Here is a 14219-nt window from a genome sequence, read left to right as displayed (position 1 = left end):
CGGCCGGGTCTCAGTCCTCGACGAGCTCCGGGGTGCGCGCCGCCGGCGCGTCCATGGTGGTGCGCAGCGGGGTCTCCCGGATGAACAGCACGACCAGGAAGGCGAGCAGCGCGAACGGCGCGGCCAGCAGGAAGACGATGCCGACGCCGTGGCCGAAGGCGTCCGTCACCAGCGGGACGATCGGGGCGGGCAGTCGGTGCAGGTCGGGGATCTCGCCGCCGCCGAGGGCGCTGCCGGTCGGGTGGACGCCCGCCCGGGCGAGGTTCTCGGCGAGGTAGCGCGCCACCCGGTCGGCCATCAGGGCGCCCAGCGCGGAGACGCCGACCGCGCCGCCCATGGTGCGGAAGAAGGTGACGACGGAACTGGCCGAGCCGAGCTCCTCGCGCGGCACGGTGTTCTGCACGGCGAGCACGAGGTTCTGCATGGTCAGGCCGAGGCCGAGGCCGGCCACCGCCATGTAGAGGGCGAGCGGCCCGTACGCGGTGTCGGCGCGGGCGGTGCCGAGCAGTCCGAAGCCGACGGCGAGCAGCAGGGTGCCGGCGACGAGGTAGCCCTTCCAGCGGCCGTAGCGGGTGATCAGCTTGCCGGCGACGGTGGAGGAGACGGCGAGGCCGAGGATCATCGGCAGGGTGAGCAGGCCGGCCGCGGTGGGCGACTTCTCCTTGGCCAGCTGGAAGTACTGGCTGAGGAAGGTGGTCGCGCCGTACATGCCGACGCCGACCAGGACGCTGGCGACCGCGGAGAGCGTCACCGTGCGGTGGCGGAAGAGGTGGAGCGGGATGACCGGTTCGGCGGCGCGGCGCTCGGCGGCGACGAAGAGCACGGCGAGCACGGCGGTGCCGGCGAGCATCGCGGCGGACTGCCAGGACACCCAGTCGTAGTTCTTGCCGGCCAGGCTGACCCAGATCATCAGCAGGCTGGCCGCGGCGGTGACGAGCAGCGCGCCGAGGTAGTCGATCCGGGCCTTGCGCCGCGGGGCGACCGGCAGCCGCAGGGTGCGCTGCAGCACGGCGATCGCCAGCAGCGAGAACGGGATGCCGACGTAGAAGCACCAGCGCCAGCCGAGCCAGTCGGTGTCCACGATGACGCCGCCGATGAGCGGGCCGCCGATGGTCGCCAGGGCGAAGACCGCGCCGAAGTAGCCGCTGTAGCGGCCGCGCTCGCGGGGCGTGACCATCGCGGCGAGGCAGATCTGGGCGAGTGCGGTGACGCCGCCGGCGCCGATGCCCTGCAGCACGCGGCAGGCGATCAGCTCGCCGGTGTTCTGCGACAGGCCGGCCAGGGCGGAGGACAGGATGTAGATCACCAGGGCGATCTGCACCAGCAGCTTCTTGCTGACCAGGTCGGAGAGCTTGCCCCAGATGGGGGTGGAGGCGGTCAGCGACAGCAGGGTGGCGGTGATCACCCAGGTGTAGGCGGACTCGCCGCCGTGCAGGTCGGTGAGGATCGTGGGCAGGGCGTTGGAGACGACGGTCGAGGAGAGCACGGCCACGAAGAGGCCCAGCAGGAGGCCTGACAGCGCTTCCAGGACTTGCCGGTGCGTCATGGGGGTCGTCGGGGTCATGGAGGTCCTTCAGCGTGAATTTTCGTTGCCTAAAGCAACCGTAAGCGGGATGGTTGAGTTAGGCAACTTTCTTCAAGCGCAAGCAAAGCCCGGCCCCGCCGCGACGGCGGAGGGCCGGGCGGCACCCGGAGGACTGTCAGGCCGGGGCGGACTCCTCGGCCCGCATGGACTCCGCGGCCAGCTCGTTGAAGCGGCGCAGCAACTCGGCGAAGCGCTCCACGTCCTCCTCGTCCCAGGCCGACATCAGCTCGCGGAACCGCTCCATCCGGGCGTCCCGGGCGCGCAGGTAACGGGCGGCGCCGTCCTCGGTGAGCGAGAGCAGCGAGGAACGGCGGTCCAGCGGGTCGACCTCGCGGCGCAGCAGGCCCAGCGCCTCCAGGTGCTTCACCTGCCGGCTGATCGAGGCCTTGCCGATCCCGAAGTGCAGCCCGATGTCGGTCAGCCGCACCCGACCCGACTCCTCCACGTACGCGAGCATCACGTACGCCGCGGCCTCCAGCTCCGGATGCACCCGCCGCGCCATCTCCGCGGCCCGCGTCCGCCCGCGGCGGAAGAGCAGCGCCACCTCCCGCTCGACCGCGCGGAACGCCTGGTCGGCCGACTCCTGGTCATTCATGGCGCCAGTATCCCGTAGGCCGCGCCTCCACCCCCGGACAACTGCTTCATGTTATGAAGCATCCGTTTCACACCCTTTGCCCCTCGCCCTCAAGGAGGCGGCCGATGGCCGGCCCGCGCCCCGGATTCCTCGCCGAGGTCAAGGACGCGGTCACCCCGCGCGCCTTCCTGCTCGTGCTCGGGGTGCTGCTGCTCCAACTCGCCTTCACCGCCAGCTACGTCGGCGCGCTCCACGACCCGACCCCCCATCAGCTCTCCGTCGCCGTGGTCGGCCCCGCCCAGGCCGTCCTCCAGGGCACCTCGGCCCTCCACGACGTCCCGGACCGGGCCGTCCGGCCCAGCACGGCGGAGGACCGGGCGAGCGCCGTCCAGCTGATCAAGGACCAGAAGGTGTACGCCGCCTGGCTGATCGACCCCACCGGCAGCAAGGACACCCTGCTGGTCGCCACCGCCCGCGGACCGGCCGCGGCGACCGCCGCCGAACGAATCGTCGGCTCGCTGGAGTCCGCCCAGCAGCGGACCCTGGGCACCGAGGACGTCGTCCCGCTCGCCCCCGGCGACGCCGAGGGCCTCTCCTCCTTCTACCTGGTGGTCGGCTGGTGCGTCGGCGGCTACCTGGTGGCCTCGATCCTCGGCATCAGCGCCGGCTCCCGGCCCGCCGACACCGACCGCGCGCTGCTGCGGCTCGGCACGCTCCTCCTCTACTCCGCCGCGGCCGGCCTCGGCGGCGCACTGATCACCGGACCGGTCCTGGACGCCCTGCCCGGCCCGGTCCTGCCGCTCTGGGGGCTCGGCACCCTGGTGGTCTTCGCGGTCGGGGCCTTCACCATGGCGATGCAGTGCCTCTTCGGGGTGGTCGGGATCGGCATCGCCGTGCTGATCTTCGTGGTGCTCGGCAACCCGAGCGCGGGCGGGGTCTATCCGCCGCCGCTGCTGCCGCCGTTCTGGCGGGCGATCGGCTCCTGGATCCCGAACGGCGCCGGCACCGACGCCGCCCGCTCCATCGCCTACCTCGGCGGCACCGCCCTCACCCCGCCCTTCCTCGTCCTCGCCGCCTGGGCCGTCGCCGGCGTCGCCATCACCCTCCTCACCGCCGACCGCACCGGCGAGACCCCGGCGGAGGATGCCGCCTAGGGGCGTGGGGAACTGCACACCCCCCGTACGACGAACCGTCCGAAGTGATGGGCCCCGTCGGCGGCATGCCCTCAGGCTTCGGCGGCGGCGAAGCGGCCCGGATCGGCGACGACGGCGCGGACGACCCCGATCCCCGCGCCGAGCAGCGGCCCCCGCCGCCCCAGCCGTGAGGCCGTCAGCCAGTCGTCGCGCCAGGCCCGGACGGTGACGCGGTCGGCCAGTTCGGTCCGCATGGCGGGGAGCAGCCAGGCGGCCAGCTCCGCGTAGCCGCCGCCGAGCACCAGCGCCGCCGGGTCGAGCAGGTTGACGGCGCCGGCGGCGGCCACGCCGAGCGCCGAGCCTGCGGCCTCCAGCGCGGCGAGGACGGCCGGGTCCCCGTCGGCGGCGCGGCGGGCGAGCAGGGCGACCCAGTCGCCGCCGGTGTCGGCGAGTCCGGCGGCGCGGAGCACGGCGGCCTCTCCCGCGTACTGCTCCAGGCAGCCGCGGGCGCCGCAGGGGCAGGCGGGCCCGTCCGGGTGGACGGGGACGTGGCCGAGTTCGCCGGCGTAGCCGCGGGCCCCGCGCAGGAGCCGGCCGTCCACCACGAGGGCGGCACCGATGCCGGCTTCGGCGGAAAGGTGGAGGAAGTCGTCGGGGCCTTCGCCGAGCCAGAGTTCGGCGAGGCCGCCGAGGTTGGCCTCGTTGTCGACGTCGATGGGCAGGTCGGCGAGGGGGTTGGCGTCGGCCTCACGCAGGGCGCGGCGGAGTTCGGCGGAGAGCGGCAGGTCGGACCAGCCGAGGTTGGGGGCGCGTTCGACGACGCCCTCTGCGGCGCCGACGAGGCCGGGGACGGCGACGGCGAGGCCGGCCGGGGTGAGGCCGCAGGAGTCGGCGACCTCGCGGAGCAGAACGGCGAGGTCGCGCAGGACGGCTTCGGCGGGGCGGTCGCGGTTGGTGACGTCCTGGCGCAGCCAGCCGCGGACTTCGCCGCGGAGGTCGACGACGCAGGCGGCGAGGTGTTCGACGCCGATCTCGCCGCCGAGGCCGGCGGGTCCCTGCGGGTCGAGGGCGAGGGCGGTGCCGGGCCGGCCTACCTTGCCGCTGGGGACGGCGGGGCCGCATTCGGTGAGGAGGCCGGCCGTGGTGAGTTCGTCGACCAGGGAGGAGACGGCCGCCCGGGTGAGGCCGGTGGTGGCGGCGACCTCGGCGCGGGAGCGTGGTCCGGCCGCGAACTCGCCGAGGACGAGGGCCAGGTTGGCCCGGCGCATGCCCTGCTGACTCGCGGGCCGGGCCCGTCTGGCGTCCGTGTCCCTCATCTCCTCGTCACCTCTCGTTCGACGGCCGAACACCCGGTCGACCGGTTGCAGGGTATCCACGTGCGCCCGTCCCGTTCGCGCGGCACTCGGGGCCGCGCGAACGGTACCGGCCGCACGGGCCCCGACCTGCACCGGGGCCCGCGACCGCGCTCGTCGCGGGCCGACTCGCGGGCGGCCGGTCAGGCGCCGAGCAGCGGGGCGCCGGCGGCGAGCACGGCGGCGATCCTGGCGGCCGCGGCCTCGTCCTTCTCGACCGGGTCGAGGACGGGCCCGGCGGCGGTGCCCCAGCGGCGGGCGACCTCGGCGGGGTGCTCGCCGGTGAGCAGACCGGCGGCCTGGGCGGCGGCGCCGAGGGCGACGAGTTCGCCGGCGGCGGGCACCTGGACGGCCCGGCCGGAGAGCCGCCGCACGGTGTCCTGCCAGGCGCGTCCGCGGGCTCCGCCGCCGATGAGCAGCAGCGGCGCGTCACCCGCGGTCTCGCTGCCGGCGGCGAGCACCAGGTCGAGGGCGGCGAGCAGGGCGTACGCGGCGCCGTCGTAGGCGGCCTGGAGCAGTTGGCCGGGGGTGGTGTCGTGGCGCAGGCCGTGGACGAGGCCGGCGGCGTGCGGCAGGGCGGGGGTGCGCTCGCCGTCGAGGAACGGCAGGACGACGGCCTCGCCGCCGGGTTCGACGGCCTGCCGGTCGAGGCCGAGCAGGGTGGCGAACCGGTCGACGGCGAGGGTGCAGTTGAGGGTGCAGGCGAGCGGCAGCCAGTCGCCGTGGGCGGCGGCGAAGCCGGCCACGGTGCCGGTCGGGTCGGCGGGCCGGCCGCGGGTGACGGCGTAGACGGTGCCGGAGGTGCCGAGCGAGAGGGCGGGCTGTCCGTGGACGGCGCCGGTGCCGCCGCCGAGGCCGAGTCCGAGGGCGGCGGCCGCGTTGTCGCCGGCGCCGAGGGCGACGGGGATGCCGGGCCGCAGTCCGCCGAAGGGGCCGGTGGTCTCGCCGGCCGCGGTGCCGGGCGCGGCGAGCGGCGGCAGCAGGCCTGGGTCGAGGCCGACGAGGTCGAGGATGCCGGTGTCCCAGCCGTGCTCGCCCCACCAGCCGGTGCCGGAGGCGTCGCTGCGTTCGGCGGCGGGCCGACCGGTGAGCCGCTCGGTGAGGTACTCGTGCGGCAGCCTGACGGCGGCGACCCGGCCGGTGAGGCCGCGGTCGCGCAGCCAGGCCCACTTGGTGACGGTGAACGAGGCGTTGGGGACGCTGCCGGTGCGCCGGGCCCAGTCCTCCCGGCCGAGTTCGTCGACCAGGGCGGCGGCCTGTCCGGCCGAGCGGGTGTCGTTCCAGAGCAGCGCGGGGTGCACCGGGTCGCCGTCGGCGTCGAGGGCGACGAGCCCGTGCTGCTGGCCGCCGATCGCGAGGGCCTCGGCCCGCCCGGCGCAGCCGGTGCCGGCGATCGCCTCCTGCAGTGCCTGCCACCACTGCCGCGGGTCGCTCTCGCGGGCGCCGCCGCCGCCGGTGACGGTGTGCGCCGCCCGGCCCTCCCCGAGCACCTCGCCGGTGGCGGTGTCCACCGCGAGCGCCTTGGTGGACTGGGTGGAGCTGTCCACCCCGATGACGATCCCTGCCATGACTTCCTCTCCGTCCGCCGCGTCGGGGCCTTCCCTTCCGTACGCTGGGATATTAGTTTGTTTTCTGCCCTGACGAATAGACCCCCTGGAGCACCGAGATGCCCACCCCCACCCCCGCGGACAAGTTCACCTTCGGCCTGTGGACCGTCGGCTGGCAGGGCCGCGACCCCTTCGGCGACGCCACCCGCCCGGCCCTCGACCCGGTGGAGACGGTGCACCGGCTGGCCGAATTGGGCGCCCACGGCGTGACCTTCCACGACGACGACCTGATCCCGTTCGGCTCCTCGGACGCGGAGCGCGACGCGATCGTCAAGCGCTTCCGCACCGCCCTGGACGCCACCGGCCTGAAGGTCCCGATGGCCACCACCAACCTCTTCACCCACCCGGTCTTCAAGGACGGCGCCTTCACCGCCAACGACCGCGACGTCCGCCGCTACGCGCTGCGCAAGACGATCCGCAACATCGATCTCGCGGTGGAGCTCGGCGCCACCACCTACGTCGCCTGGGGCGGCCGCGAGGGGGCCGAGCACGGCGCCGCGAAGGACGTCCGGGTCGCGCTGGACCGCCTGAAGGAGGCCTTCGACCTGCTCGGCGAGTACGTCGAGGAGCAGGGCTACGACCTGCGCTTCGCCATCGAGCCCAAGCCGAACGAGCCCCGCGGCGACATCCTGCTGCCGACCGTCGGCCACGCGCTGGCCTTCATCGGGAGCCTGGAGCGCCCGGAGCGGGTCGGCCTCAACCCGGAGGTCGGCCACGAGCAGATGGCCGGGCTGAACTTCGCGCACGGCATCGCCCAGGCGCTGTGGCACGGCAAGCTCTTCCACATCGACCTCAACGGCCAGTCCGGCATCAAGTACGACCAGGACCTGCGCTTCGGCGCCGGCGACCTGCGCAGCGCCTTCTGGCTGGTGGACCTGCTGGAGTCGGCGGGCTACGACGGCCCGCGGCACTTCGACTTCAAGCCGCCGCGCACCGAGGACTTCGAGGGCGTGTGGGCCTCGGCCGCCGCCTGCATGAGCAACTACCTGATGCTCAAGGAGAAGGCCCTGGCGTTCCGCGCCGACCCGGCGGTGCAGGAGGCCCTGCGGGCGTCCCGCCTGGACGAGCTGGCCCGGCCGACCGCCGAGGACGGCCTGGCGGCGCTGGTCGCCGACCGCGGCGCGTTCGAGGACTTCGACGTGGACGCGGCGGCCGCCCGCGGCATGGCCTTCGAGCAGCTCGACCAGCTCGCGATGGAGCACCTGCTCGGCGTCCGCTGAGCGGCGTGCCGCACCGGCCGTCCGCCGGGGGCGCTCAGACCCGCTCGGGTTCGAGGTCCTCGGCGGGCGGCTGGAGCCCGCTGCGGGTGAAGACCCAGCGGTTCATCGCCCAGAAGCGGAAGATCATGGCCAGGAAGGTGCCGACGATCATGCCGCTGAGGAAGTCGGCGACCTCCTGCGTGAGCGCGGTGACGTCCGGCTCGCGGAGGTCCAGGACGTACCGGGAGAAGATCAGCGGCAGGTCGTTGACGACCACCGCGAGCGCGCTGACCACGAAGAAGAGGATCGCCTCGCGCTGCCGGCCGTTCGCCCGGAACGACCACTGGCGGTTGAGGACGTAGGAGACCACCGTCGCGATCACCGTGGCGACGGTCAGCGCGACCACCGGCTTGTGCTGCAGCACGGTGAACTTCAGCCCGAGGTCGATGACGGTGGTCAGCACGAAGCAGGTGCCGCCCACCAGCAGGAACTTCACGAGCTTGCGGTGCCGCACCAGGAACGGCCGGTACCGCTCCGGGACTCGGGCCAACGCGCGTTGCGTAGGGGACGGCATTTCGGCAGTCTCGCACGCCCGGGTCCGTACGGCGTACTCGTGACGTCCGCACGGGGTAACGACCCGGGGCGCACGCCGCAGGGGCGCGCGGTGCCGCTCGGCACCCCGCGCCCCTGCGCCCGCCGCGCCTCAGGCGGCGACCAGTACCTCCGCCGGCTCCAGGGCCAGCTTCAGCACCTCGCGGACGTCGGCGACGGCGTGCACGGTGAGCCGCTCCAGCACCTCGGCGGGCACGTCGTCCAGGTCCGCCTCGTTGCGCCGCGGGATGATCACCGTGCTGACCCCGGCCCGGTCGGCGGCGAGCAGCTTCTGCTTGACGCCGCCGATCGGCAGCACCCGGCCGGTGAGGGACACCTCGCCGGTCATCGCCACGTCGGTGCGCACCTTGCGCCCGGACAGCAGCGAGGCGAGCGCGGTGGTCATGGTGATGCCGGCGCTCGGGCCGTCCTTGGGGACGGCGCCCGCCGGGACGTGCAGGTGGATGCCGCGGTCCCGCAGCCCGGTGACGGGCAGTTCGAGTTCGGCGCCGCGCGAGCGGAGGTAGGAGAGCGCGATGTGCGCGGACTCCTTCATCACGTCGCCGAGCTGACCGGTGAGGGTGAGCCCGGTGGAACCGGTCTCGGCGTCGGCGAGCGAGGCCTCGATGTAGAGGACGTCGCCGCCCGCGCCGGTGACGGCCAGCCCGGTGGCGACGCCGGGGACGGCGGTGCGCCGCTCGGCGGGCTCCTGGGCGGACTCGGGGGTGTGGTGCGGCCGGCCGATCAGCCCGCGCAGGTCGTCGGCGCCGATCGCGGCGGGCAGCCGCCGCTCGCCGAGTTCGCTCTGCGCGGCGACCTTGCGCAGGATGCGCGCGATCGAGCGCTCCAGGTTCCGCACGCCCGCCTCGCGGGTGTACTCGCCGGCGAGCCTGCGCAGCGCGCCCTCGTCGACCGCCACCTCGTCGTCCCTCAGCCCGGCCTTGGCGAGCTGCCGGGGCAGCAGGTGGTCGCGGGCGATGACGACCTTCTCGTCCTCGGTGTAGCCGTCGAGCCGGACGAGCTCCATCCGGTCGAGCAGCGGCTCGGGGATCGCCTCCAGCACGTTGGCGGTGGCGAGGAAGACCACGTCGGAGAGGTCGAGCTCGACCTCCAGGTAGTGGTCGCGGAAGGTGTGGTTCTGCGCCGGGTCGAGGACTTCGAGCAGGGCGGCGGCCGGGTCGCCGCGGTAGTCGGAGCCGACCTTGTCGATCTCGTCGAGCAGGACGACCGGGTTCATCGAGCCGGCCTCCTTGATCGCCCGGACGACGCGGCCGGGCAGCGCGCCGACGTAGGTGCGCCGGTGGCCGCGGATCTCGGCCTCGTCGCGGACGCCGCCGAGCGCCACCCGGACGAAGGAGCGGCCCATGGCCCGGGCGACGGACTCGCCCAGCGAGGTCTTGCCGACGCCGGGCGGGCCGACCAGGGCGAGCACCGCACCGCCGCGGCGGCCGCCGATCTGCCCCAGCCCCTGGTCGGCGCGGCGCTTGCGGACGGCCAGGTACTCGACGATCCGGTCCTTCACGTCCGAGAGGCCGGCGTGGTCGGCGTCGAGCACGGCGCGGGCGCCGGCGATGTCGTAGGAGTCGGTGGACCGCTCGTTCCAGGGCAGTTCGAGGACGGTGTCCAGCCAGGTGCGGATCCACGAGCCCTCGGGCGACTGGTCGCTGGACCGCTCCAGCTTGTCGACCTCCTTGAGGGCCGCCTCGCGGACCTTCTCCGGCAGGTCGGCGGCCTCGACGCGGGCCCGGTAGTCGTCCTCCTCCGAGGCGGACTCGCCGTTCAGCTCGGCGAGCTCCTTGCGGACGGCCTCCAGCTGGCGGCGGAGCAGGAACTCCTTCTGCTGCTTGGCGACCCCTTCTTCCACGTCCTTGCGGATGGTGTCGTTGACCTCCTCCTCGGCGAGGTGGTCGCGCAGCAGGGTGAGCGCGTACTCCAGACGGGCCAGCTGGTCGGCCTCCAGCAGCACCTTGAGCTTCTGCTCGGCGGTGGCGAAGGGCGCGTAGCCGATGTTGTCGGCGAGTTCGCCGACGCCGTCGATGGCCGCGACCCGGTCGACGATCTGCCAGGCGCCGCGCTTGCGCAGCCACTGGGTGGAGAGCGCCTTGTACTCCTTCACGAGGTCGGCGGCCCGGCCGGCCACGGCGGTGCCGGCGGAGGACTCCCGGAAGGGCGTGGTCTCGACCCACAGGGCGGCGCCGGGGCCGGTGGTGCCGGCGCCGATGCGCACCCGGCGCACGGCGCGCACCAGCGCGGCCGGGTCGCCGTCGGCGAGGCGGCCGACCTGTTCGACGGTGGCCAGCGTGCCGGCGGCGGCGTACGAGCCGTCGAGGCGCGGGACCAGCAGCACCTGGGGCTTGCCCGGGCCGGTCGCCGCCGCCCGGGCGGCCTCGACGGCGGCGCGGACCTCGGCGTCGGACAGGTCGAGCGGGACGACCATGCCCGGGAGCACCACCTCGTCGTCGAGCGGCAGCACGGGCAGGGTGAGCGGAACGGACGTCGATGCCATGATCTCTCCCCAGTCAGTGAAGTTGAGCTGACCTGACTAAGGATTGGCGGGGCACGATTGTTCCCCGGGCGTCGTTCGCTGTGAGCGATCACCGACGGCGACCGGCGAAGCGCAGGTCGGGCGGGCGGAGGCGCAGGGAAGCGCCGCCGGGCGCGGGCGGGCGGGCGGGGGAAGCGCGGGTCAGACGCGGACGGGCAGCGGGGCCGGGGCGGGCCGGCGGCGCCGGAGCGGGCGCCGGGGGCCGCGGCGCAGCGGGCGCCAGAGGGCGATGCCGATCAGCAGGGCGGCCGGGTGGCCGATGCCGGTGACGAGGTCGGTCCCGTCGAGGAACTGCTCGCCGACCAGGACGGCGGCGATGCCGAGGGCGAGGTTCCGGCCGGCCGGGGGCAGCAGGCCGGCGAGCGCGCCGAGGCTGGCGAGGACGCCGTAGCTGACGCCGATGTCGAGGTCGCCGAGGGCGTCGACGGGCAGCGCGCGGACGGCGACCGCCGCCAGCACCACGGCCTGGGAGAGCAGGGTGGCGCCGACGTGCCCGGCGGCGAACACCCCGGCCGCCCGGCGGCCGCCGACCCGGCGCTCCAGCGGGGCGACCGTCAGCAGGAAGGCCCATAGATAAGGGGTCCACACCGGGCCGGCCACCCAGAGGCCGCTGGCCGCGAGGGCGAGCACGGGGTGGTGCGCGAGGTTGTGAACGTCGGTGGAGGAGAGCGCCTGCAGCCGGTGCACCAGCTGCGGGTCCCCGAACCGGGTGAAGAGGGTGGTGCCGAGCAGCAGGGCCAGGTAGCCGAGCGCGAAGGGGTTGCGCCGCGGAGTGGGGAGCGCTGCGCGCAGCCCCCGGAGCAGATCGCGCGCGCGGTCGCGGACCAGGTCGCGGCGCGCCGCCGCACGGCCGGTACCGCTCGCCGCCATGGGGCCCTCCGTCCGCCGGACTGCCGTCACCCGCCCCCGTGTGCAACGTGTCGAGGGCGTGCGGGGATCCGCACGGACGGTGCCCGCGGAGACACCGGTGGCCCTTGTCGTGACCACGATACGTTCCCAGGCTGGGAGCCCGCTGGGGAAGAGCTGTGAAGAATGCTTGAGCTTCGACGCACCGGCTGCACGCCTTGGTCCGTACCTGCCCTCCGTTCACGGAGAAGCAGCCCAAAAGTAAGGGGCACAAGCCGCACTCGGAACCATACGGATCGTTACAACTGCGAATTTCGCCCGGTAAGGTATCGCCCCGTGCCCGGTCCCGACGGGGATCGGCATCGATCCGTGGCCCGGATGTGTCCGGGCCACCTGCCGGAACGCCCCCGGTGTCCGTACTCTGCGTGGAGTGCGGGTCGGGTGTGCGGACCACACACGGCGCATCCACGCCGCGCAGGGGGCCGACGGCGGAACGGCACCCAGCCGACGCGGCAGGCCGGGCACAGCCCACATACGGACCGAAACGACTACGACGCGGCGCCGCCACCCCCACAGGTGTCGGCCCGCAGCCCTGGGGGCGGTGGCGTGACCGTGACAGAGATTCAGCAAGAGACCGGCAGCAGCCCGGTCGGTACGCAGCGGCGAGTACTGGTGGTGGAGGACGAACCGACCATCGCCGAGTCCATCGCAGCCCGCCTGGGAGCGGAGGGCTTCAAGGTCGCCGTGGCCCACGACGGGCCCGGCGCGGTGGACGGCTTCCACACCTGGCAGCCCGACCTGGTGGTGCTCGACATCATGCTGCCGGGCTTCGACGGCCTGGAGGTGTGCCGCCGGATCCAGGCGCAGCGCCCGGTGCCGGTGCTCATGCTGACCGCGCGGGACGACGAGACGGACCTGCTGGTCGGCCTCGGCGTCGGTGCGGACGACTACATGACCAAGCCGTTCTCCATGCGCGAGCTGGCGGCCCGCGTCAACGTGCTGCTGCGCCGCGTCGAGCGCGCCCAGCAGGCGGCGAGGACGCCGGCGCTCGGCTCGCTGCGCTTCGGCGAGCTGGAGATCGACCACGTGCAGCGCCGGGTGCGGCTCGGCTCGGGCGACGTCCACCTGACGCCGACCGAGTTCGACCTGCTGGCCTGCCTCGCCGCGCAGCCGCGCGCGGTGCTCACCCGCGAGCAGCTGCTCGCGGAGGTCTGGGACTGGACGGACGCCTCGGGCACCCGCACGGTCGACAGCCACGTCAAGGCGCTGCGCCGGAAGATCGGCGCCAGCTGGATCCGCACGGTGCACGGCGTCGGGTACGCCCTGGAGGCACCCCTTTCCTGAGCCGGTGCACCGAGGGCTGGGCCGCCGGGGGGCCCACGCCTTCAGCCGACGCACCGCTCCGACCGCAGGGGCACGATGACCTTTCCACAGCAACGCAGAGGGGACGCCGCCGAGCGTCCCGGCCCCGGCCTGGCCGGCCGGGCCGCCCGCCGGGTGTGGGACGACATGCGGCCGTTCGACCCGGTGCGGTCCATCAAGGGCAAGCTCGCCCTGCTGGTGATCGTCTCCGTCTGCCTGGCCACCGGGATGGTGGTCGTGGCGATCCGGTCCGAGACGCAGATCCGGATCATCATGATCTTCTCGATGATCGCGTCGCTGCTGTTCATGCAGTTCCTCGCGCACGGACTGACCGCGCCGCTGCGCGCGATGACCGCCGCGGCCCGGGCGATGGCCCGCGGCGACTACAGCACCCGGGTGGACACCTCCTCCCGGGACGAGATCGGCGAGCTCGCCGACTCCTTCAACCGCATGGCGGCCGATCTGGAGGCCGCCGACCGGCACCGCCGGGAGCTGATCGCCAACGTCTCGCACGAGCTGCGCACGCCGATCGCGGCGCTGCGGGCCGTCCTGGAGAACGTGGTGGACGGCGTCGTCCGGCCCGAGCCCAAGACGCTGGGCGCCGCGCTGGAGCAGACCGAGCGGCTGGGCCGGCTGATCACCCACCTGCTGGACCTCTCCAAGCTCGACGACGGCGTGGTGCCGCTGGACACCCGCCCGTTCGAGGTGCGGCCGTTCCTGGACGGCGTGCTCCGCGGGGTGACGGTGGACGGCGCCACCGCGGGCGGCGCCTACGGCCGCCGCGGCGACGTGCGGCTGAGCCTGGACGTGCAGCCGGACGGCCTGACCGCCGTCGCCGACGAGGAGCGGCTGCACCAGGTGGTCGCCAACCTCGTCGACAACGCCTGCAAGCACTCCCCGGCGGGCGGCACGGTGACCGTGCGGGCCCGGCCGGGCGAGCAGGGCGGCGCCCTGCTGCTGCAGGTCGAGGACGAGGGCCCCGGCATCCCGCTACAGGACCGCGCGCGGGTGTTCGAGCGCTTCGGGCGCAGCGGCAGCGCGACCGCGCAGGGCCCCGGCAGCGACGGCGGCACCGGACTCGGCCTGGCCATCGCCCGCTGGGCGGTGGACCTGCACGGCGGCGAGATCCGCGTCGCCGAGACGGACCGGGGCTGCCGGATCGAGGTCACGCTGCCCGGCGAGGCACCCCTCGCCACGGGGCTCCCCACCGGGTGACACGCCGTACCCGAACGTTGTCACACAACTGGGACACAACGGGGCCGGTCCGACATCGGACCGGCCCCCGCCCGCCTCCGGGTGCCCATATTGTCTGATTTTGTGGGGATAATGGTGCAGACCGAACGTGTCCAGCTACCCCTACCCGCGGGTTTCTAACGCGCACAACCGGCCAAATTCCGGCCTATCACTGTGATCTGGGCGACGCCT

At 74.1% G+C, this 14219-nt stretch carries 11 protein-coding genes; 4 read left to right on the top strand and 7 right to left on the bottom strand.

What is annotated here, in order from left to right; all coding sequences use genetic code 11:
* Positions 1-10 precede the first annotated feature (10 nt).
* On the bottom strand, positions 11-1564 hold the full coding sequence (locus tag AB0O09_RS17415; RefSeq protein WP_363542513.1) for an MDR family MFS transporter: 1554 nt from the start codon (positions 1562-1564) through the stop codon (positions 11-13).
* Between the two features lie 136 nt (positions 1565-1700).
* Positions 1701-2180, bottom strand: coding sequence for a MarR family transcriptional regulator (locus tag AB0O09_RS17410; protein ID WP_363542512.1), 480 nt, complete (start codon positions 2178-2180; stop codon positions 1701-1703).
* Positions 2181-2284: 104 nt separating this feature from the next.
* On the opposite strand from AB0O09_RS17410, the gene AB0O09_RS17405 reads away from it, so the two are divergent.
* Entirely contained in the window at positions 2285-3313 is a 1029-nt protein-coding gene (locus AB0O09_RS17405) for a DUF3533 domain-containing protein (protein ID WP_363542511.1), read from the top strand.
* A gap of 71 nt (positions 3314-3384) precedes the next feature.
* On the opposite strand, the gene AB0O09_RS17400 is transcribed toward AB0O09_RS17405, so the two are convergent.
* A complete protein-coding gene (locus AB0O09_RS17400; protein WP_363542510.1) occupies positions 3385-4608 on the bottom strand; it encodes an ROK family protein in 1224 nt (407 codons plus the stop codon).
* Between the two features lie 179 nt (positions 4609-4787).
* Positions 4788-6212 (bottom strand): xylulokinase, encoded by a 1425-nt coding sequence (gene xylB, locus AB0O09_RS17395; protein ID WP_363542509.1) that lies wholly within the window; start codon positions 6210-6212, stop codon positions 4788-4790.
* A 98-nt stretch (positions 6213-6310) separates the two neighbouring features.
* Between xylB and xylA the strand changes: the two genes are divergently transcribed.
* A complete protein-coding gene (gene xylA, locus AB0O09_RS17390) occupies positions 6311-7471 on the top strand; it encodes a xylose isomerase (protein WP_359980713.1) in 1161 nt (386 codons plus the stop codon).
* 34 nt (positions 7472-7505) lie between these two features.
* Here the strand turns inward: xylA and AB0O09_RS17385 are convergent, their stop codons facing one another.
* The 3 genes from AB0O09_RS17385 to AB0O09_RS17375 all read right to left on the bottom strand — a co-directional run bounded on the left by AB0O09_RS17385 (position 7506) and on the right by AB0O09_RS17375 (position 11456).
* Complete coding sequence (locus AB0O09_RS17385) at positions 7506-8000, bottom strand: GtrA family protein (protein WP_363542508.1); 495 nt, start codon at positions 7998-8000, stop codon at positions 7506-7508.
* Positions 8001-8153: 153 nt separating this feature from the next.
* On the bottom strand, positions 8154-10547 hold the full coding sequence (gene lon, locus AB0O09_RS17380) for an endopeptidase La (RefSeq protein ID WP_363542507.1): 2394 nt from the start codon (positions 10545-10547) through the stop codon (positions 8154-8156).
* A 180-nt stretch (positions 10548-10727) separates the two neighbouring features.
* Positions 10728-11456: a rhomboid-like protein gene (locus AB0O09_RS17375; RefSeq protein ID WP_363542506.1), complete on the bottom strand. Its 729-nt coding sequence runs from the start codon at positions 11454-11456 to the stop codon at positions 10728-10730.
* A 588-nt stretch (positions 11457-12044) separates the two neighbouring features.
* Between AB0O09_RS17375 and AB0O09_RS17370 the strand changes: the two genes are divergently transcribed.
* Both AB0O09_RS17370 and AB0O09_RS17365 read left to right on the top strand, forming a co-directional pair.
* Entirely contained in the window at positions 12045-12776 is a 732-nt protein-coding gene (locus tag AB0O09_RS17370; protein ID WP_030267975.1) for a response regulator transcription factor, read from the top strand.
* 75 nt (positions 12777-12851) lie between these two features.
* Positions 12852-14009: a HAMP domain-containing sensor histidine kinase gene (locus AB0O09_RS17365; protein WP_363542505.1), complete on the top strand. Its 1158-nt coding sequence runs from the start codon at positions 12852-12854 to the stop codon at positions 14007-14009.
* Positions 14010-14219: the final 210 nt, after the last annotated feature.

It is taken from the genome of Kitasatospora sp. NPDC093679 (genome assembly GCF_040683455.1).
Taxonomy (GTDB): domain Bacteria; phylum Actinomycetota; class Actinomycetes; order Streptomycetales; family Streptomycetaceae; genus Kitasatospora; species Kitasatospora arboriphila.
This window is presented reverse-complemented; position numbering and strand designations above follow the sequence as displayed.